Source organism: Listeria sp. ILCC796, assembly GCF_900186175.1.
Classification (GTDB): Bacteria; Bacillota; Bacilli; order Lactobacillales; family Listeriaceae; genus Listeria; species Listeria goaensis.
In genome coordinates this window covers 25,923-46,897 of record NZ_FYBV01000008.1, presented here as the reverse complement: position 1 = coordinate 46,897, position 20,975 = coordinate 25,923, and the positions used below count along the sequence as shown (strand labels likewise).

Annotated in this window: 14 protein-coding genes; 10 read left to right on the top strand and 4 right to left on the bottom strand. The window is 38.6% G+C overall.

Translation table 11 applies throughout. The features are described from left to right. Positions 1-51: 51 nt before the first annotated feature. From CFS04_RS09315 to CFS04_RS09305, 3 genes are all read left to right on the top strand, one after another. The gene (locus CFS04_RS09315; protein ID WP_179946386.1) at positions 52-1,548 is read left to right on the top strand and encodes a S1C family serine protease; all 1,497 of its coding nucleotides are present in this window, start codon (positions 52-54) and stop codon (positions 1,546-1,548) included. A 618-nt stretch (positions 1,549-2,166) separates the two neighbouring features. Continuing rightward, positions 2,167-2,646 carry a 23S rRNA (pseudouridine(1915)-N(3))-methyltransferase RlmH gene (gene rlmH / locus CFS04_RS09310; RefSeq protein ID WP_088810427.1) on the top strand — a complete coding sequence of 160 codons (480 nt, stop codon included), beginning with the start codon at positions 2,167-2,169 and terminating at the stop codon, positions 2,644-2,646. A gap of 18 nt (positions 2,647-2,664) precedes the next feature. Continuing rightward, positions 2,665-3,282 (top strand): hypothetical protein, encoded by a 618-nt coding sequence (locus CFS04_RS09305; protein WP_088810426.1) that lies wholly within the window; start codon positions 2,665-2,667, stop codon positions 3,280-3,282. A 35-nt stretch (positions 3,283-3,317) separates the two neighbouring features. On the opposite strand, the gene CFS04_RS09300 is transcribed toward CFS04_RS09305, so the two are convergent. The 3 genes from CFS04_RS09300 to CFS04_RS09290 are packed head-to-tail and all read right to left on the bottom strand — an operon-like array spanning position 3,318 to position 7,050. Beyond that, entirely contained in the window at positions 3,318-4,841 is a 1,524-nt protein-coding gene (locus CFS04_RS09300; RefSeq protein ID WP_088810425.1) for a BCCT family transporter, read from the bottom strand. Between the two features lie 57 nt (positions 4,842-4,898). After that, the gene (locus CFS04_RS09295; RefSeq protein WP_088810424.1) at positions 4,899-5,840 is read right to left on the bottom strand and encodes a WYL domain-containing protein; all 942 of its coding nucleotides are present in this window, start codon (positions 5,838-5,840) and stop codon (positions 4,899-4,901) included. A 1-nt stretch (position 5,841) separates the two neighbouring features. After that, positions 5,842-7,050 carry a WYL domain-containing protein gene (locus tag CFS04_RS09290; protein ID WP_088810423.1) on the bottom strand — a complete coding sequence of 403 codons (1,209 nt, stop codon included), beginning with the start codon at positions 7,048-7,050 and terminating at the stop codon, positions 5,842-5,844. Between the two features lie 111 nt (positions 7,051-7,161). Here CFS04_RS09290 and CFS04_RS09285 point away from each other — a divergent pair, with 111 nt between their 5' ends. From CFS04_RS09285 to CFS04_RS09255, 7 genes are all read left to right on the top strand, one after another. Beyond that, positions 7,162-8,373: an RtcB family protein gene (locus tag CFS04_RS09285; protein ID WP_088810422.1), complete on the top strand. Its 1,212-nt coding sequence runs from the start codon at positions 7,162-7,164 to the stop codon at positions 8,371-8,373. Between the two features lie 145 nt (positions 8,374-8,518). After that, the gene (locus tag CFS04_RS09280; protein WP_088810421.1) at positions 8,519-10,567 is read left to right on the top strand and encodes a TerD family protein; all 2,049 of its coding nucleotides are present in this window, start codon (positions 8,519-8,521) and stop codon (positions 10,565-10,567) included. Positions 10,568-10,633: 66 nt separating this feature from the next. Next, on the top strand, positions 10,634-11,914 hold the full coding sequence (locus CFS04_RS09275; RefSeq protein WP_088810420.1) for a methyltransferase domain-containing protein: 1,281 nt from the start codon (positions 10,634-10,636) through the stop codon (positions 11,912-11,914). Next, a complete protein-coding gene (locus tag CFS04_RS09270) occupies positions 11,915-14,461 on the top strand; it encodes a metallophosphoesterase (protein ID WP_088810419.1) in 2,547 nt (848 codons plus the stop codon). It begins immediately after the preceding gene. A 167-nt stretch (positions 14,462-14,628) separates the two neighbouring features. Further along, the gene (locus CFS04_RS09265) at positions 14,629-15,015 is read left to right on the top strand and encodes a (deoxy)nucleoside triphosphate pyrophosphohydrolase (RefSeq protein WP_088810418.1); all 387 of its coding nucleotides are present in this window, start codon (positions 14,629-14,631) and stop codon (positions 15,013-15,015) included. Between the two features lie 24 nt (positions 15,016-15,039). Further along, the gene (locus tag CFS04_RS09260) at positions 15,040-17,880 is read left to right on the top strand and encodes a DEAD/DEAH box helicase (RefSeq protein WP_088810417.1); all 2,841 of its coding nucleotides are present in this window, start codon (positions 15,040-15,042) and stop codon (positions 17,878-17,880) included. 23 nt (positions 17,881-17,903) lie between these two features. Continuing rightward, positions 17,904-18,359: a GNAT family N-acetyltransferase gene (locus CFS04_RS09255; RefSeq protein WP_088810416.1), complete on the top strand. Its 456-nt coding sequence runs from the start codon at positions 17,904-17,906 to the stop codon at positions 18,357-18,359. 24 nt (positions 18,360-18,383) lie between these two features. Here the strand turns inward: CFS04_RS09255 and CFS04_RS09250 are convergent, their stop codons facing one another. Further along, positions 18,384-20,855, bottom strand: coding sequence for a YfhO family protein (locus tag CFS04_RS09250; RefSeq protein WP_088810415.1), 2,472 nt, complete (start codon positions 20,853-20,855; stop codon positions 18,384-18,386). Between the last annotated feature and the right edge of the window lie 120 nt (positions 20,856-20,975).

Sequence of the window (20,975 nt, the reverse complement as noted above, 5' to 3'; positions counted from 1 at the left end):
TTGTAAGATAAGTCTATAGATGAATTTTTATGCGGAAAGGGATGGTTAATTTTGGAAAACGAGAAAAATGAGTTTGACAAAACAGTAAGCGATGATGCGAATCAATCGCCAGAAACAACAAAGGAACAAAAAACAGAAGAAACGTTACATAGTCCGCACAGACAAGAACCAGTTTCTGAGCCGATTTCGGAAGGTGTAACAGACGAAGGGCAAGTTTTCGCGGGGGCGACGCGTGAACAAGCCGAAGCAAGCATGACGAACGCTTTTTTTGAAGAAGCCTCCGATACTTCTGAAAAAAACAACACAGTTCCCCCAGTACCACCTGTTCCCCCAACACGTTCAAGTGGCGATGACGGCGGCGGTAGTGAGCCACCAAAGAAAAACGGTGGTAAGCACTTTTTAGGTTATTTCCTAACAGGCCTAATTGGCGTTCTAGTAGGCGGTCTGATTATCTTTTTCGCCGTTAGCGGCTTAGGTGATTCCTCAAACGATTCGTCATCTGGATCAAGTTCAAACACGGGAAAAGTAGAAAAAGTTTCGTATGAAAATACAACCAACATTACAAAAGCAGTCGAGAAAGTACAAGACGCTGTTGTAAGTGTTTTAAACTATCAAGCAACAAGTTCACTTGACGGTTCCACAACTTCTGAGGAGGAAGCCTCTTCTGGCTCAGGCGTTGTTTACAAAAAATCAAACGGCAAAGCATATGTTGTGACGAATAATCATGTAGTCGAAGGCGCCAATAAACTTGAAGTGACTTTCTCTAGTGGGAAAAAATCATCCGCCAAGTTAATCGGAACTGACGAATGGAACGACCTTGCAGTACTAGAAATCAGCGATGAAAATGTGAGCACCATAGCTGAATTCGGCAATTCAGATTCCCTTAAAGTCGGAGAAACTGCCATCGCAATTGGTAGCCCACTAGGTACTGAATTCTCCGGTTCCGTTACAGAAGGGATTATTTCCGGCTTAAATCGCGCTGTTCCAGTGGATACAAATGGTGATGGTCAAGAAGACTGGGAAGCAGAAGTTATTCAAACTGATGCAGCTATCAACCCAGGTAACAGTGGTGGAGCTTTAATTAACTTAGAAGGCCAAGTGATTGGTATTAATTCCATGAAGATTTCCACAGAAAATGTAGAGGGAATTGGATTTGCGATTCCGATTAACACAGTTGAACCTATTATCGAACAACTTGAAACAAAAGGTGAAGTAACTCGTCCTTCGCTAGGCGTAACACTCCGCGACGTGGATACAATTCCAGAACAGCAACAACAAAACATTCTGAAATTGCCTGAAGGTGTCGATTACGGCGCAATGGTTCAACAAGTCGTTAGCGGCTCTGCTGCGGATAAAGCTGGTTTGAAACAATACGATGTAATTGTAGAAATGAACGGTAAGAAAGTAACCAACTCAATGACGTTGCGTCAAATTCTTTACAGCAATGATGTTGAAATAGGTCAAAAGATGAACGTGAAGTATTACCGTGACGGTAAGAAAGAATCCACAAACGTTACGTTAGAATCAGCTACATCATCCAAACAATAAATATAAAATGCGACTCCTCGGAGTCGTATTTTTTTGTGGATAAGTTGTGGATTTCTAAAAGTCAAGCAATCAATATTTAGGAGAGAACATATTTTCTTGCACTAAATATAGAAGGGAGTTGTGGATATGTGGATAATTCTTGTGGATAACCTGTTAGTAAACCGTGAATAAGCTGTGGGAAATCGAAAATACTGACAATTTAAGTATAAAAAGTTGCTTTTCGAACAAAAAATTGAATCAAATTTCATTTTTGCCCAACTTTCATAGTAAGATATACCTTTTTGTGAAAAACAACTATAAAAACGCTCATTTATCCACAGTTTCATTTGCTAACAAATTCCAAATTGCTTCTGCCACAAGGTTTTTGCGAGTATTATGATCATGTGGATAACCTGTGGATAGTGAATTTCACTAAAAGTATATCTTGTAGGGAATGTTTGTTCTTATACAAAATATAGATGCGTCTGTGGATATGTGGATACTTTCTGTGGATAAAACTTGTGTATAAGTGCCATTTTCTTGTGGAAAAGAAATTTGTGTGCGAATTTAGGTCAAAAGCACGTATCAGTTAATTTTATGGTATGATAAACGGAGAAAATGCAATTTTGAGGTGGATACATGAAAATCCAAATTATTACAGTAGGAAAATTAAAAGAGAAGTATTTAGTGCAAGGCATTCAAGAATACTTAAAGCGTTTAGGTCCATATGCGAATGTAAGTGTTGTAGAAGTCCCAGATGAAAAGGCGCCAGAAATGTTAAGTGAAGCTGAAATGTTACAAGTAAAGGAAAAAGAAGCAGAACGAATTTTAACAAAAATTTCTGCGGATACATACGTTTTTGCGCTGGCAATTGCTGGCAAACAAAAATCGAGCGAGGATTTTGCTGACGGACTTCATCACCTCATGACATATGGGAAAAGTAAAATTGCGTTTATCATTGGCGGCTCACTTGGCTTAAGCGATAGTGTTTTAAAACGCGCCGATGAACAAATTTCGTTTGGCAAATTGACACTACCGCATCAACTCATGCGTCTAGTTTTAGTCGAGCAAATTTATCGTGCATTTAAAATTATGCGCGGGGAGCCGTACCATAAATAACAAATGAAGGAGTGCATCATGAAAAAAATTAGCATCATGATTGTTGTTGGCGTGTTACTTATTGGCGGGGGTTTAGGCGTGCTGGCGTATTGGAATCTTTGGCCGTTTCAAGGTGATAAAATTGCGGGGGTGCCAAACGGAGCTTTAATCAAAAAAGATAAGGAATCGATTGATACGCTAGATCTTCTTTTGGCGGCTAGCGGAAAGGTTGCTTTTAATACGGAGGGCGAGCGGGTTCAAGTGTACCTCGATGTGTATGAAAAAGCGGAGCGCGTGAGCCATCAAAAAGTTGTAGAAATTGCGCGCGAAGAAAAAAGTCCGATAAACGGGGAACTTGTTTGGGGCGCAGTTGGTTTTGATATGATGAAACCAGAAGAGCTTCGCGTTAAAATCCTCGCGAACGGGGCGGAATCACAAAAAAAAGTGCCGTTATCTGCAGAGTTGTTCCATAAATTTGAACACGCAGGAAGTGCTACAGAGCCTTTTGAGGGTGGAAAAATAGAGCCCGGCAAACGTTATGTTCTTCAGTACTGGGGTTTCTCAGAAAAAGGCCTACGAATTGTTGATGACTTATTTGCGGAAGAGGCGCTTAGCGAGATGGATCAGTCGATTATTTTGTATGTGATGTTCAAATAGCAAAAAAACAGGGCAATCGGCCCTGTTTTTTTGTGCTATAAATTATCCCGCTGTGATTTTTTCGGACGGATAAATAGACCGAGTCGCTCTTGTTCTTTTGAAAGGGAAATGTAGAGCGAGATCATCATGAGAATAATGATGACCGAAAACGGGAATGCGACAATAATTGCTGCGTTTTGTAAGCCTTGCAGTCCACCAGAGAATAAAAGCGTGCTTGCGATGCCGGCTTGTAAAATGCCCCATACTAATTTAATTTGGAAACTTGGATTTAGTGAGCCATTTGTCGTTTGAATCCCGAGTACAAACGTTGCTGAATCCGCCGAAGTCACAAAGAAAACAGCAATGAGGATAATCGCGATAATCGATAAAATGGAGCCTAGTGGCAGCTCATTTAATACGCCGAATAAAACTTGTTCCGTTGGTAATTTTTGCAAGCTTGGCACAACCGTGCGCTGAATGTTAATGGCTGTACCGCCAAATACCGCGAACCAGAGTGCGCTCACAATTGTTGGTAACAAGATGACGCCCATTAGAAATTCGCGAATTGTACGCCCTTTGGAAATACGGGCGATGAAAAAGCCGACAAATGGCGACCAGGACATCCACCACGCCCAGTAAAAAATCGTCCAACTGTTAATCCATTCGCGGCCAGCTGGATTGCCCGGCTCCGTACGAAAACTCATCTGCACAAAATTTTGCAAATACTCTCCAAAACCATTCATAAATTCATTCAAAATCTTCACCGTCGGACCCAAAAAGAGCGTCAGCACAAGAAGCAGAGCCGCAATATAAAGATTGAGATTACTCAAAATCTGGATGCCTTTGTTTAAACCACTAGCCGCGGAAATCATGAATAGGATTGTCACAATGATGATAATAATCATTTGAATGGTGAAATTGATCGGAATATCGAAAAGATACGCAAGTCCGCCATTAATTTGTTGGGCGCCGAGCCCTAAAGTTGTCGCCACACCAATGACTGTCGCGAAAACGGCGATGATGTCTACGATATGCCCAATCGTTCCTGACGACCGGTGACCTAGGATAGGGTAGAGGGTTGCGCTAATTAAACCCGGTGCTTTCTTCCTAAATTTAAAATAAGCAAGAGCTAGGGCTACGACCGCATAAATGGCCCATGCAGAAATCCCCCAGTGAAAGAAAGTATAGCGTAGCGATTCCTGTAGCGCGATTTGTGTTTCAGTTTCGCCGCTTGGTGAGCTGACCGCAAAATGAGAAAGCGGTTCTGCTGCACCCCAAAAAACGAGGCCAATCCCCATGCCTGCGCTAAAAAGCATGGCAAACCATGATGTATTGCTGTACTCTGGCTTTTCGCCTGGTTTCCCTAAACGTATGGCGCCAATGGGGCTTAAAATTAAGAAAATACAAAAAGCCACGATAATGGCGACAACAAGCAAATAATACCAGCCGAACGTACTTGTTAAAAATTGTTGAATGTTGGCTGTTGCTGTTTCAAAGCCTTGTGGGAAAAATACGCCGAGTAAAACGGCGAGAAGGATAAGTATAACGGAGCACCAAAAAACCATCCCAATTTTTTTCATAACATCCTCCTTTTCGTTCTACTTAGTATTCATTATACCTTTTTTGTGAATGAAAACCTAATCTCCTAAAGAAAGTTCAGTTTGTCTTTGCAATCTTTGTTTTAGCAACCTAATGAACGTGCTTGGTGCAGTGACTCGGAGCATAGGGCCGAAAGAAAGAATTTGAATAAGTAGTTCATTTTCAGTTGGCGCAGGATAAGAAATCACTAGCTCATAAGTTTTGTCATCAATCCGTTTCGTTGTTTTTTGATAGCTTGCAAAGTGTAACATAGCGCGCTCTAGAGCATTTCGCCGATTATAAAGTGTGCAGTGAATCGTTTTAGTGACAGGCTTTGGAGTCGTTTGCTCACGCGCGTTTTCTGCCATTAAAGTGGCCGAATGAATTTGCTTCACATTTAAAATATAGGCTGTGCCATTTTGCACAGATTTAGCATGAAGACGAAAACGATCATTTTTTTGAGAAAACTCCAGAATTTGTGGGCTAAAAACCCCAGTTAGCTGATTTTTCCGAGCATTCTCATACTCCAAATAAACTTGCTTATTCGTTTGAATCGCCTCTAAGATGACCTTAAAACAGCGAATGTAGTTGGAATCTGTATACATATCGCCATCTGCGAATTGATCAAAATAAAAAATATCTTGGGAAGAAAATAATGGGGGCACGTCTTTTAAATGATTTTGCCATTCAAGTTGTTCTTCCGGTGTTAAAAATAGAGCCATGCGTGCATCTTCTAAAATGGTTTTCAAAAACCGTTTTTCAAGCTCACGATAAACAGGTGGAATTGCGGGCAATTTAGGCGTGAAAGTTTGCTCCTTTTTATGTAGCAAATCCCAATTTCCTTCCTGTAATAACTGCGGTTCGAGATGGAAAAGTGTTTCGTTGTAGCCTAAATCTTGAATAATCGCCCGAATTTCATCAGCAGAAAGTGGACGATTTTGCATCAATATTTGATTGACAATAAAATAATACGTGCCATAAATTTCGCTAAAAATGGGCATTTCACTCTTCCTCCTCATAAAAGGCGTTCATTTCGCCAATTTCTTTAAAGAATGCTTGCACGAAACCTCGTTTACTAGCTTCCATCTTAACAATTCGCCCGATAAAGGTTCGTAAAAATGGTTTGATACCCGTCAAATCAAACAGCTCAATCTCATATTCAAAAAGTTGTGGCCCAATTTTCGTGAGTTTTCCAGAACGCCCCTCACGTTTAATCCGTTCAATAAGGTATCCATCGCGTTTTTCATCGATTTGAAGCTGCATCGCCAATCTGTCTTTCTCACAATTCCCAGTCATATTGCTCCAAAAATACGGCTGACATGCATCAAATTCTGCTACGATATGATCGAAATCTTCCGAATGACCTAACAGCTTTACAGAAGCAAGATGTTCTAGGCGGAAAGTAGTGAAAAAACGACTTTGCTTCATTCGCCCAATGACGTAACACCGCCCAGTTTGCGAGCTGACTAGTAGTTTTATCGGTAAAAATGGTTTTGAAATGACATTTTCATGACCGAAACGGTGGATTTCAACGTACTTTTTCGACTGAATGGCCGCAAGTAAATCAAACGCAATTTGTTCATCTAAAGTATGAACAGGATAGAAATGTTTAAATTGAAACGGCGAAGCGGGGACAAATTGCTGCACGTTTAAAATATACGCGCCTAGCACCCCAATTGGCAGCACTTCCTTGAAAAATTGAATGGCCGTTAAAAATCCATTTGAAAGTTTTGGAAAATCAGCAAGCTTATAATAGTTCACTTTTTTTTGTTTGGTTTGCTCGAAAATTCCTAATTTGACATATTCCGATAGTTTTTTTCGAACAGTGCCCTCTTCGATTAGTTTTTCCGCGTCAAGGATGCCGAGTATTTCTTGCAAGTTTTTGGTGCCGAGTGTGAGTGCATCAATGAGCATGAAATGCAAGAAAATATCATTCTTCGTAAAGGATTTTGCTTTCCATACCGAGAAAAAAGGGTTTTCGCTTAAAGAATTGGTGTTAATCGCAAGGCGGACGACTTTTTTCGTGCCACTTACTTCCGTTTCAATGTAATTATGGAAGTAGCTTTCAATGCGTCGGCGCTCGGTATCGTAGCTGCGAATGCTTTTTTGCCCAAATTCTTCGCGTGTTTTAAAGCCATAGATGTAGAAATCGCGGGCGTAAGTGCGCACCGTATTCATATTTTTGATTAGTTCTTGGAATTCTTTTGCCACAAAAATCTTCTCCTCTCTCTTTCAGATTAACATTGCGCACCTTTTTTTAAAAGATAAAATCATGACTTTTTTCTATACTAAAGATATCGATTAGTGAAGGAGTGCAAGAATATGTTTGTCAACTACGAAAAAAAAGCGAACAGAAAACCTATTAAAATATGGCTTGAAAGCGCGTCTGATATTGAGGCAGGCTGTTTAGAACAAGCGAAAGAAGTTGCTCGTTTGCCTTTCGTGTTCAAATGGCTTGCGCTTATGCCGGATACGCATTTTGGGAAAGGAATGCCGATTGGCGGGGTTTTGGCGACGAAAGATGTGATTGTGCCTTACGCGGTTGGAATGGATATTGGGTGCGGGATGTGTTTTATTGAAACGAATATTTTAGCACGCGATGTGCGCGAAATTATGCCGCAACTTGTTCAAACGACGCTAAAAAAAATTCCGGTTGGAAAAGGGAAGCACAGCGAGAAGCAAATTTCCGAGCAACTGGATGGAGCAGAAAAAATGACGTTTTATGAGGCGCTTCCAAATGTGCGCGAAACAATTGAATATGCGTACTATCAAATTGGAACGCTAGGCGGTGGGAATCATTTCATTGAATTCCAAGAAGATGAAAAAGGCTATTTATGTATTATGCTCCATTCTGGAAGCCGCCATCTTGGTGCCGCAATTTGTACGCATTTTGATAAAATTGCGCAAGAAGCGAACCAAAAATGGTACAGCAATTTGTCGGCAGAAAACGCGCTTTCCTTCTTACCAATTGATTCCGAAGAAGGGCGCGCCTATATTGAATGGATGAACTTCGCGCTTGATTACGCGTATTTAAACCGCGAAACAATGTTGAACCGAACGATGGAAATCACGCGTGAAATTGTGCAGCGAGAATTAAATCAAACGGTCGAATTTAAAGGGCGGATTAATTGCCACCACAACTATGCTTCGCTTGAAACGCATTACGACGAACAAGTGTATGTTCACCGAAAAGGCGCGACAAGTGCTAAAAACGGCGAACTAGGTATAATTCCAGGCGCAATGGGCTCAAAAAGCTACATTACAATGGGACTAGGGAGTAAAGAAAGCTTCCATTCGTCCTCACACGGTGCCGGCAGAAATTACTCCAGAACACGAGCAAAAGCGAATTTCCCAGCTAAAGAAGTATTGGCAGATTTAGAAAACCAACAAGTGACACTTGGGAAAACCAATTTAAAAGATGTAGCTGAAGAAAACCGCTACGCGTATAAAGACATTGACCAAGTGATGCAAAACCAAAAAGACCTCGTCGCAATCGTGAAAACATTACACACACTAGGGGTCATAAAAGGGTAAAAACAAGCTGGCTCCAGATAGACTTCCTTCTTAACCTCAATTAGTCTATTGCATTTCCAGCTACCGAAATTTGGAGGCTCTTGGCGGACTTCCTTCTATAGGAACTAGTTCGCCTCTTTTCCTCCGTATAAAAAGGAGAAACAACATGTATGAATTAACAATTCGACGTCAAAACGGAATTTATTTACCTCAAATAAAAAATAGTGAGGTCACTACAAAAAAATTAGAACAGTTTCTAACAAAAGCTGCGCAATTAGGCTATTCTGTTTCAATCGAGCTAATAGAAGGCCTTTCTAATGAACATTTAGAAGGGATCTTGGCAGCGATGTATGAAATAAAAGGCGTGAAAAATCATAAAGCATTCCATAAAAATTTCCCAAAACAAGTGGCGGAAATGGACGATTTGGAACTTTACGGGAAAGCCGTTTTGCATTATGCGACGTTCGGTTCCTATTTGCCAAATGATAAAGAAGAAACGCGTGCAGCACTAAACGGGGTCTACAAGTTGCAAGAAATCAAATGTGTCAGTGAAGCGGACATGATAATGCTCACCAACCAACTGATTCATAGTAAGGAAGCGTTCAGTGGGCATGATAAAGCCGATTTGAAAATTTTACTTAGAAATTTTGGTGGGAAAGCTCAATTTGAAAATGTGACACAAAAAGAAAATTTGGCTTTTCTAATTAAAATGTGTCTTAAATACCAGTTGGACACGGCAGCTTTGATGGCGGAAATGAAAACGGCAACGGATGTGCTTCGCTTTGCGGTTAGCTTGTCAGACGGCGATACATCGCTTGCTGAACCCACTCGCTTTATTACCTTCAAAAGACCAATGCGCCGTTTAATGCTGGAAAATCTTAATGAAACAGCCAATTTAACGGAGGATATGCGCCGACACAAACGGGCGTTCATTCGCCTTGGTGAGAAATTGCACCCTTCTGAATATCGGAACGTATATCCGCACGCAGCGGCGGGATTTGATGTGATACGAAACAATGAAAAAGTCATTACGTTTAATCGGAAAGTAGAGTGTGCCCTTGCTGAATCTAATTTGGCGGAAGCAATCTCGCTTTTAAAATCCCGCCCAGGCGAATTTGCGCGCCGTTTCGATTATCTGCTTAGAATTTTTTTCGATGAAGCGGAACAAAACCAGCTGTTTCACGCATTTAAGCAAGTGGCAACTCGCACGTCGGTGCCGATTTTGCTTAACATGCGCAGCCATTTTGAAAGCCGTACGAAAAATCAGGCGGCGCGTATTTTTTTCCCAAAAGGTCAAAAAGCAAAAGTTTTTGTGACGGAAGAAACACGTGTCAAAATCGCCATGCAGACGGCTTTGCGTGTCATTCAAATTTGCGACGATGCGTTAGTTTCGCAGTTTGCGCAAAAAGATTATTTGGGAAAAGTCTTTGTTGATGAGGAGTTGAAAAACTACACGGTTCCGTTTGCGAATCGTTCCACGAATAAAAGTTTGAAGCAATTTGCCCGTGGTTCAAGAATCAAACTGAATTTTGAGGAGCATCCGATTTTGCGTTTGTTTATTTACTGGAAAGGTGACATGGTGGATATTGATTCGTCGGTAATGCTTTTTGATGAAAATTATAGTCAAGTGTCTTACTGTTCGTATTATGAATTGCGAGATGCGGCGCATACAATGACGCATAGTGGTGATATTACGTCTGCGCCAGATGGGGCTTCCGAATTTATTGATATAAAACTGAAAAAAGCTCAGGAAATTGGCGCGAAATATGCAGCGATATCTATCAATAGTTTTTCAAGAATCCCGTATTCGGAATTAGAGGAATGCTTTGTCGGATTGATGAACCGAACGGATAGCGAGTCAGGTGAGATTTTCGAACCGAAAACGGTGTCGCAAAAATTTGACTTAACATCTATACAGATGGCGGTCATGCCATTTATTGTTGACTTGGAAGCACAAGAGCTCGTTTGGTGTGATTTAGGTTTGGGGCATGAGGAGGGAGCGCCAAACAATATCCATACGCATTTAACGGGGATTGAGGCAATCACTTATGCTATGACGACACTTAAAAAGCCAACGCTCTATGATTTGTTTTGCTTGCACGGGAAGGCTCGCGGCGAACTCGTTTTAAACCGAGAAGAAGCTGATGTTATTTTTGGAGCGGGCGGCAATGTGGAAGCGAGCGATTTCGAAAAAATTATGGGTGAATTTATCTAGCGGCATCGAAAAATATGGGTGCTGCTAGTCTTATTTTGTTATACTAAAAAGAAAAAGGAGAACATCATGGCAATTATTCAATTGAAAAGCACAAATCCGGCATTTTCATTTCTGATTAAGAAAAATCCAGCTTCTGGTATGGTTTTTCGGGGCATTCGAAAAGGCATTGCGACAGGCTGGTTTAGCGCTGAAGGGACATACCACGTCTTTTTTCAAGATGCGCAAAACACAATTTCTTTTAAGGGGAAAAATGAACCGGATTTTGATTACTTAAACCTATCGAAATATACGAGCCCATTTGCTTATTTGCAGATGACAAATGACTTTTTTAGGAGTGTTTATACGAAAGAAAACGATCAAGATACACGAGGTTTTAAAAATCGTCTTGTTTTTTCAATGATTTATGCGCGAAAAGAACATTATTTGCGATTTTTTAAACAACATTTTGAGAACTATGATTTTACGGTTGTGAAGAAGACAGAGAATTATTATGAAGTGGCAATTGAAACCGAGGAAACACTAGGCGACTTATTAAAGTTAGCTAATGTATTTTGCTTGTTCCTAGCGATGAATAGTAAAGAGTCCATCCAAGTGGAGGATAGTTTAATTCAAAAATACATTCAGTTCCTCATCGATTTAGATGTGCCTTATTTTATTCGCTATTTATTCGCGCAAAACTTCCTTTTTCGTCCGAAAACGTTTCAAAAATTTAAAAAACAATTGGAAGCGACTGAAAAATACGATATCGAGTTGCAATTTGGTGGCACACACTTGCAGCGTCGTAACGCCATTTTAGCGCGGCTTGATTTTTCCAATTCCATTGTGGATATTGGTTGTGGGGAAGGCTTTTATGCGATTCCATTTGCGAAAAAGCTAGCCGACACGGATTTTTATTACGCGATTGATATTGATACCGAATTGCTAAGGCACGTTGAAAAGCGGGCGAGCCGCGAGGAAATTGAAAATATCGGTACGTACGAATCATTCGAACATTTTTTAGAAAATGCGCCGACTGAAAAAGTGGATGTTCTGCTTACGGAAGTGATTGAGCATATGCCGATAAAGCAGGCTGACAAATTGGTGACGCAAGTTTTAAATAGTACAGATTTCGAACATTTTATTGTGACGACGCCTAATCGGGATTTCAATGCGTTTTATGAACTGGAAGATGCGTTCCGCCATACGGACCATAAATTCGAAAGTTCTGCTGAAGAATTTCAAGATTGGCTTCGCGAAATTGTCGGGCGGTCTAACCGTTTTGAAGTGGATTTTTTTCAAATAGGGGATAAAGTGAACGGTATTAGTACGTCGAGCGGTGCAATTATTTATAGAAAAGAGGTGGAATAGATGGAGCTTAGGACGAGTTTACATACGATTTTTTTGATGATTGGACCGAGTGAGTGTGGGAAAACGACATTTGCGAAGGAATTTTTGATGCCGGCACTCCGTAAAGATGTACCGGAGAAGAACTATTTTATGAACATCAGCTATCTTTCTTCAGATGAAATTCGCCAAGATTTACTGGGGCATGCGCATGACAAATATGCGAGAGTCATGCTTGAGAGCAGTGAGCAAGCTTTTTCTCTTTTGTATGAAAAGCTGAGACTTGCGACATCGTTTCCGATTCAATCCGATTTCGTCGTTATTGATTCAACGGGACTTTCCGATAAATTTCGCGAGCAAATAAGAAAAATTGCCGTAGAAAATCATTACAATGTGGAAGTAGTGCTGTTTGATTATAAAAATCGCGCTGATTATTTTCGAACGGAACGAAGTAAAACTATTATTTCGAACCATATTACACGTTTGCGGCGTGAGGTATTACCCGTTTTACGACGCGAAAATTATCAGGCTGTTCACCGGGTAAGATTTCCGGTGCAGAAACTAGATGTGGCGATTTCAAATTATGAGGAAATGCTTGGTACGCTTCTTCCGCCAGACGAAACCTACACGTTTATCGGGGATGTTCATGAGTGTAAAACGAGCCTTATCTCGCTTTTGAAAAAATATAATTTCGTTTTTGATGCGGATGAAATGATTGTCGAAAAACCAAGTCACGAATTTATTTTGCTTGGCGACTTTATCGACAAGGGGAAAAATACGCGCGCGATGGTCGAGTTTCTTTATAAAAATAAAACGCATTTTCGCATTGTTTTAGGCAATCATGAAAATTTTGTGCATAAATATATTGAAAAGAAAATTCAAGGTGCGGACGAAACGCTCGTAAGAGACTATTTTGATTCAATTCCTGTACTCTCTTCAGATGCAGAACTTTATGCGAAATTTGTTGAACTTGTTTTACAGGCGCAGCCGTTTTATCGTGTCATTGGAGAAGGACAACCAAGCTTTTACGCAACTCATGCGCCGTGTAAAACGAAATTCCTAGGCAAGCTCGACGATGAATCAAAACGGCAGATGCGCAACTTCCGTTTATTCCGAGATGAAAATATTGAAGAGCAGTTGTCGTTTTTGAGAGATGAGGCGAAATCGATTCACCCGTACCACTTTTTCGGTCACATCGCTTCAAATCAGGCTTTTCGCATAAAAAATAATATTCATGTTGATACGGGATGTGTGCAGGGTGGCTCGCTGACGGGTGTGACGCTGAACTATCGTTTGTCGTATCAGTCCGTACAAAGCGACAACGCAGAAACCGAGCAACTGCCTACTTTGTTTAAACGCCAAAAACAAGTGTCGGAAGCTGAACTAACAACGGCAGATGCGAAGCGTTTAGCGTACGTGGCAGAGGAAAAAATTAATTTCATTTCAGGAACAATTGCGCCCGCTGAAAGTGATGCAGAGAAAAATGAACTTGAGTCGTTAGACAAAGCGCTTGATTATTTCCGCTCTAAAGACTGCTGCGAAATTACGTTACAGCCTAAATACATGGGCTCCCGTTGCAATATTTATTTGCACAAAAACAGTAAAAAAAGCTACGCGGTTAGCCGTAACGGCTTTAAAATCCGCGACGAACGTCTAAATGATTTATTCGCTACGCTAAAAACGCGGTTTAATGATATTTTTGAAAAAAACGATTTATCATGGCTCATTTTGGACGGCGAACTCATGCCATGGCACATTCTCGGACAAGGTTTAATTGATGAGAAATACACACCAATTAGTGTCGCGCAACATACCGAATTGGATATTTTGGCTGAAGCAGGATATGATGTAGCCTTTCAGGCGGTGATTCAGAAAATGGAAGCAACCGATTTTGAATACGACCAAGTGAAAATGAGTAAAAAAAATCTCATTGAAAAATATGGAAGTGGTGACTATCAAACGTTTAAAAATGCCCTAGTTTTAAAAAATAATTATGTTGCGACGGAAAATCTGAAAAAAGCCGCAGAAAAATTTGATGAACAATTAAAATTATACGGCTCACCTGAAGAAATGACATTCAAACCATTTTCTATTTTAAAGATGGTTCAAAATGATGGTACCGAAAAACGTTGGGCAGGAACAACTTCAGAAATGTATGCTGTGCTATCAGACGACTCTTTTGTCACGATTAATCTCCAAAATGAGGATGCCTCACAAATTGCGGCAGACTACTTTAAAACCATTACTTTCGACCAAAAAATGGAAGGTATTGTAATAAAGCCAGAAAAGCAAGTGGAAAATGTAGCTCCCGCAATGAAAGTGCGCAATGAGGACTATTTACACTTAATTTACGGCTACGACTATCATTTTGAAGGAAAATATGCCAAATTAATACGCAACAAAAAAGTTAAACAAAAGCTTCGAACATCGATTTCGGAATATAAGTACGGTGAAGAAATGCTCGATGTGCCGCTAGCAGAAATTTCAGAGCACAATGACGTTTATAAAGCGGCCGCTATTAATATGTTGTTTGAAACGATGAAGGAAGCGGAGATTGATCCGCGGTTGTAGTTTATGAAGCGTAACGAGAAGTTACGCTTTTTTGCTTTTAATTAAGCAATTAAAAGCAAAAGGATTTTGTGTGATTCAAAAATTAATAAAAAATTTGATTTGACCTGCAAAATGGAAGTTTTTTGTTATAATAAATATAAAATGAAAATGTGAGGGTTTAAAAAAATATGAAAAAAAAAATCAATGTTGTTGGGGCAGCAATTATAAAAGAAAATAAAGTATTGTGTGCGAGAAGAAAGAAAGATAAATCTTTAGGTGGTTTGTGGGAATTCCCAGGTGGAAAGATAGAGGAAAATGAATTGCCTAGAGATGCGTTAAAGAGAGAGATAATGGAAGAAATGAATGTAGATTTAGAGATAGGTGAAGAAATTTGTTCGAGTACTTATTCATATGACTTTGGTGATGTTAATTTAACAGTATTTTATTCAAAAATAATTAGTGGAGAAATGAAATTAAATGACCATGACAAAATTGTATGGTTAGATAGAGATGAACTGAATTTAATTGATTGGGCACCAGCAGATTTGGAAGCAGTGGCTAGAATTAAAGGATAACATCTATTTGAAGGAGATTCCTAAATGAATATAAATGAAGCTTTAAAAGAATCGATTCAATCCAGCCTAATTGATGGCCAAGATTACATACAAAATAGACTATCGCCTAGATTGGTGATAAATAATCAAAAAGCTGATGAAACAGTTCTAGAAGTTCTTCAGTCTGAATTAAAAGTGTGTAAAAATTTTTCATTTACAATTGCTTTCATTTCTTATGCAGGGTTAGCGGCACTAAAAACAGTACTATATGACTTAGCAATTAAGGGTGTAAAAGGCAGAATCATTACTTCAAATTATCTTGCATTTAATAGTCCAAAGATGTATAGAGAACTTTTGAAAATTAAGAATTTAGAAGTGAGAATTTCTGATTCGGAAGGTTTCCATTCAAAGGGGTATATATTTGATCATGGGAATTACCAATCTATTATGATAGGCAGTTCAAATTTAACAAGGTCAGCATTAATGACAAATTATGAATGGAACTTTAAGATTAGTTCGAATGAAAACGGAAAAGTTGTTGAACAAATAAATGGACAATTTGAAGATGAATGGAAAAGCGCGGTTAATTTAACTCCTGACTTGATTAATCAATATGAGAAAAAGTTTTTAGAAATGAAAAAAATAGAGGCTGAGGTATTAGGTAAAATAAAAGTTGAAAAGTCAGAAGTGACTATTGCACCTAATAGTATGCAAAAAGTTGCACTTGTTGAGTTAGAGACTTTACGAAATCAGGGAGAAAAGAAAGCTTTAGTAATTTCTGCAACAGGAACAGGAAAAACGTATCTAGCTGCTTTTGACGTTCAAAATGTTAAGCCAAAGCGTTTTTTATTCATTGTCCATAGAGAGCAAATATTGTTAAAAGCTTTGGAATGTTTTAAGGATATTATTGGTGGAGATGAGAGAGATTACGGCATATTAACGGGTAATCAACGTGATTATACGGCTAAATATCTTTTTTCTACTGTGCAAACAATATCTAAGGAAGAAGTTAGAACCTACTACGGAAAAGAATACTTTGATTATATTATCATTGATGAGTCACATAGGGCTGCAGCAAACTCATATTTAGATATTGTAAACTATTTTAACCCTAAATTTCTTTTAGGGATGACGGCAACTCCCGAGCGTACTGATGAATTGAATATTTATGATTTATTTGATTTCAATGTAGCCTATGAAATCCGTTTACAAGAAGCATTGGAAGCTGATATGCTAGTTCCATTTTATTATTTTGGGGTAGTTGATTATGAAAAAGATGGTGTAGTAGTGGATGATAATACAAAGCTGAAAAATTTAATTGAATCAGAGAGAGTTGAGCATATAATTGAAAAGATTAATTATTATGGATTTGATGGGGATAAAGTACATGGTTTAATTTTCTGTAGTCTAAAAGAGGAAGCAAGGTCACTGGCAGAAGAATTAACGGCAAGAGGACTAAAGACTAAAGCTTTAACAGGTGAAGATAGCATTAAAACACGAGAAAAAGTAATTTGTGAGTTAGAAGAGGGACAAATAGATTATATTGTAACAGTTGATTTGTTTAGTGAGGGAATAGATATCCCTTGTATTAATCAGATAATAATGTTACGCCATACAAAATCTAGCATTGTTTTTATCCAACAACTTGGTAGAGGGTTAAGAAAGTATCCAGAGAAAGAATTTCTTACAGTAATAGATTTTATTGGAAATTACAAAAATAATTTCTTAATCCCAATAGCTTTGAACGGAGATAAGTCTCTAAATAAAGGAAATCTCAAAGATTATTTGAGCAAAACAGTACTCTCGGGAGTATCTGTTATCAATTTTGAGAGAATTGCAGAAGCTCGAGTTTATGAAGCTATAACGGTAGCAACATTAGATTCAATGAAAGAACTCAAAGAATTATTTTTAGATCTAAAATATAGGTTAAATCGAGTACCTCTACTCAAAGATTTTATTGAGAATGATTCTATAGACCCAATCATAATTGCGAGTAAGAAAAAGAATTATTATGCCTTTTTAAAAACTATGAAAGAGAATTTTTATGTTGAGAGTGAAGGTGAGGAAATCTTAAACTTCTTGACACAAGAGCTCTTAACAGGTAAAAGAACGCATGAATTAATAGTGCTAAAATACTTAATAGAATATAGCTTTATACCTAAGCAAGAAATTAGTTCATTATTGCAGAGTCGAGGGATTGCCTATGATGAGGCTGTTATCTCTAGTGTAATATCTGTGTTAACATTCGAGTTTTTCAAATCAGATAATAAAAATCCATATGGACATATTTCTTTGCTTAAAAATGATAGTGAGAAGTTAGAACTATCGGATACAATGGTAGCACTAATGAAAGGTGATTCAAGTTTTCACATTCTAGTAGATGATATTATTGAAACAGGACTTTGCAGAGGGCAACGATACAAAAATGGTGGCAGTTTATCACTTTATGAACGCTATACAAGAAAAGATTTCTGTAGATTAATGAATTGGAGTAAAGATGAGTCATCAACTATTTACGGATATAGGATAAAGCATAATACCTGTCCAATCTTTGTGACGTATGAAAAAGATGCCATAGATTATAAATATAAAGATACATTAATTGCTCCTGATGTATTAAGTTGGTACTCTAAAACGCAACGAAACTTAAACTCCAAAGATATTATGCAGTTTAGAAATATTGAAAAAGAAAACCTTGAAATGCATTTGTTTATAAAAAAAGATGAATCTGATAAAAGTGAATTCTATTATTTAGGAAAATGTAGTCCAATTAAAGATAGTTTTAAGGAAGAAATTCATGATGATAAGCCCATCGTTAATATGTTGTTGAAATTGGAGAATGAGATAGAGCCGTCACTATATCATTCGTTAACAAGGAATTTATAATTAGAAGTCAGGAGGCTCTCCAAATGCAACTAAAATCCATTCGCACCCACCCCGAAATCCTCCGCCCAGCAATTGAGTATTTCCAATCAAAATGGGCCGATGAGGATACTAGCACGATTTATGAGGATTGTCTAACGCATGCGATGCAGACAGAAAGCCCGCTGCCGCAGTGGTTCTTGCTCTATGATGGGGAGCAGATTATCGGCTGCGCCGGTCTTATCACGAATGACTTTATTAGCCGAATGGATTTGTACCCGTGGCTATGCGCACTGTATATCGAAGAAACTTATCGGGGTAGAAATTACGCCAAGCTTCTCATCGATCATACGAAAGAAGTGGCGAAACAATTAGGATTTCCTAAAATCTATCTTTGCACGAATTTAATTGGCTACTATGAAAAACAGCAGTTTCGCTATATTGGTGATGGTTATCATCCGTGGGGTGAAAAATCGCGAATTTATGAAAGCGAAAATTTATAAAAATGACTCCCTAAACGTAGGGAGTCATTTTTTTTGGCGTCGTCTAATAATTAGCCCAACGACAATAACAAGAATAGAAAATAAAATGCTGTATGGAACAATTTTCGGACGGTAGCTAAGCGCAATTTGATGTTTTCCTTCCGGGACTGAAATGCTTGTGAAATTGCCCATTACTTGGCTAGTTGTTGTGTTTTTTCCGTCAATTTTAATTTGCCAAGCTTTATCGTACGGAATGGATAAAAAGAGCTCTTTTTTGCCTTTTGGCGCGGTGACAGTGCCACTCAAATGGTCGCCATTTTCTTCCGTTAATTGAAGCGCTCCGGAGTTTACATGATGGGTGAGATTTTGAAAGCGGGCCTCGTCCAGAGTATAAAATGCCATTTTCTCAGTTGAAAATCGTTTTTTCGGTTTAAACATAACCGAGATTTTTTCACCTTTTTTAAAGAAACCAAGATTATAAAGCTGATTAGAGTTAATCGCGATGTTTGTTTGATGCAATTTGCCGTTTACGTAGAGTTCATCAGTTGCGCGAAATTCCGCATTAGGCAGGTACATGAGCACATCGCCGCTTGTACGCGTGACGATTTCTTCTGTTGTTTTCACTAAATAAGGCTCTTTGTTAGGTAAAATACCTTGAAGAACAGACTCCAAATTTGAAAAAACAGCGCCGTCACGTAATTTTATGTTGCCGTCAGCGATGAAAAAGCCAGAACCAACTGCTTCCGCATTTTGAACAGCATGTAAAGCATCGTTTTGATAGGAAATTTGGTAGCGCACATTGAGCAATAAGTTCATTGCAGGATTTGCATCGACATAACTATAGCGCCGTTCATTTTTCGAATAAAGACCTAAATTTTTGAGCGTTTCAAGTGTTTGTTTATTTAATGTTGATGTGTAAGCGGAAGTGCCCGCGTAATGGAACGAAATCGCATCATTATAGCCATTATAAACATCAACATAACCTAATTTAGCGCCTGGAATTTTAGTTTGAACCCTGAAAAGTTCATCGCCTGGATTAAGTTTATTCATAAAGGAAGCTATATTTTTTGAGAAAGTTGAAAAAGTATGTTGCTTACCAAAATCTACATCTTGAAGACCCATTCGATAATTGCTGCCTAATTCAAAGAAAAGGAGAAGTGCGAGAAAAACAAGGAGCCAATTGGCTTTTTTTCGTGCCCATAGTAGTAGCAAAAGAACATAAATGCCAATAAAAACAACTGACGCTAGTAAACTCCACACTTGTTGTGCTTCAAAAAATGGTTCTTGCTTGAAAACGAGATTTTGAAAGCCCAGCCCGATTTCTCCAGCAATAAGAATGCCGATAAATATTCCAGCTGCCCGAAAAAGATAAACCGATTCGAAAGATTTCCTGAAATGAAGAAAACCTTTATAGGCAAATGCGATAATTAGAAAGCTAAATATAAAAGACTGACGGTACGGAAAGCCAGCAGGCGCCTGAAACATATGCCAAATTGTGTTGAAAAGTTCGATGATAAATGTAGCAAAAATCGCGAGAAATAAGTAAGCACCAATTAATTTTTCTCGTTTAGGAATGCTGCGGATTAAAAAATACATGATGAAAAATAAAGTGATCAATATTCCTGAATAAATGGTAGGTAAGTGATCAAGCCGCGAATCAAACCGAATTGTCCCTACTCCGAATTGCGACAAGAAAGAAACAAAGAACTTTGGATAAGGTAAAAGTGTACTAAACGCAAAGTTAGTTTTTTCCGTATTCAGCATCCCTAAAATGGACGGGATTAAAATAAAACTCGTCGCTAAACCAGCAAAAAGCGAACAAAAAACAAATTTTTTCCCTCGTGAAAGCAGTGTGCGAAAGCGCCAGTCCTCCCGTTTTTTATAGCGGATTGCGTACAAATAAAGGCTGTAAATAACCGCAAAAAGGCATACCATGTAACCTAAATAATAATTTGTTACGATGGTAAGAAAAAGTGCTATCACGTACATAGTCCCGCGGTTCAAAAGCCAAATTTTCTCCAGCCCTAAAACAACAAAAGGCAGCAAAACCAGTGCATCCAGCCACATATAATTCACACCATAGGCAATGGTAAAACCGCAAAAACTATACGCTGTAGAGAATAACCATATGGAATAACTGGTCGTTTTGTAGTGTTTAGCTAAATAATAACTCATGGAAAAGCCCATCGCACTAATTTTTAAAATCATCATCCAAGATAGCGCAATCGGCATATTCGCCTCGTTGAACATGAGGCTAATCAGATTGAAAGGGCTTGCCAAATAGTAGCCACTAAGCGATAAAACAGAATCTCCAATACCATTTGAAAAAGAATAAAGACTAAATCCATCTGTAAAAAAATTATGAAATAAGTGCAAAAATTGCATGTACTGTGAACCAATGTCACTCACTAAAAATGCTTGATCTCCAAAGGGCACAATGTGCAGCGAATAAAAAACGATACAACAAATGCCGAATGGAATACAAAAGCTCCCGCTGTAAAAAATTATTTTTTTCATGACACACCTCGTATAAATTTTTAAAATCTGTGAGAAGTTACATTCATCTCATTTTTATAGTTTGCTCAACATATTACATTTTTACCACGTTTTAAAAAATGTAATCTTGTAGTTCTGCAT